This window comes from Flavivirga aquimarina (genome assembly GCF_030540835.1).
Classification (GTDB): Bacteria; Bacteroidota; Bacteroidia; order Flavobacteriales; family Flavobacteriaceae; genus Flavivirga; species Flavivirga aquimarina.
Map to the genome: position 1 here is coordinate 1 of NZ_JAUOEK010000032.1, position 739 is coordinate 739.

General features: G+C 30.9%; 1 pseudogene. It reads right to left on the reverse strand.

Annotation, left to right across the window (positions count from 1 at the left end):
• Positions 1-739 (reverse strand): annotated as a pseudogene (locus Q4Q35_RS01610) (T9SS type A sorting domain-containing protein); the annotation flags it as partial.

Below are 739 nucleotides of genomic sequence, written 5' to 3' on the forward strand. Positions count from 1 at the left end.
CTTGTTAAAGCATTATCGTCACAATATAAACCTCTTAAAGCTGTATTGGCAGAGACATCTAAACTTGTTAAAGCATTATCGTCACAATATAACCTTGTTAAAGCTGTATTAGCAGAGACATCTAAACTTGTTAAAGCATTATTGTCACAATATAAAGTTGTTAAAGCTGTATTAGCAGAGACATCTAAACTTGTTAAAGCATTACCGTCACAATATAACCTTGTTAAAGCTGTATTAGCAGAGACATCTAAACTTGTTAAAGCATTATCGTAACAAAATAACCATGTTAAAGCTGTATTAGCAGAGACATCTAAACTTGTTAAAGCATTACCGTCACAATATAAATATATTAAAGCTGTATTAGCAGAGACATCTAAACTTGTTAAAGCATTACCGTCACAATATAAATCTCCTAAATATGTATTAGCAGAGACATCTAAACTTGTTAAAGCATTATCGTAACAATATAACAATGTTAAAGCTGTATTAGCAGAGACATCTAAACTTGTTAAAGCATTATCGTCACAATATAAATATATTAAAGCTGTATTTTCAGATACATCTAAACTTGTTAAAGCATTGTCTCTACAATTTAAACCTGTAATATTAACAAAAGCCTCAATACCTGTTAAATCTGCTATGTTATTAAATGAAACATCCATTGTTCCTGTAAAAGCGGCCGCTTCATTATAACTTATTTCTGTATCGTTATTGGTGTTTACGGCTGTGTTGGACAGCA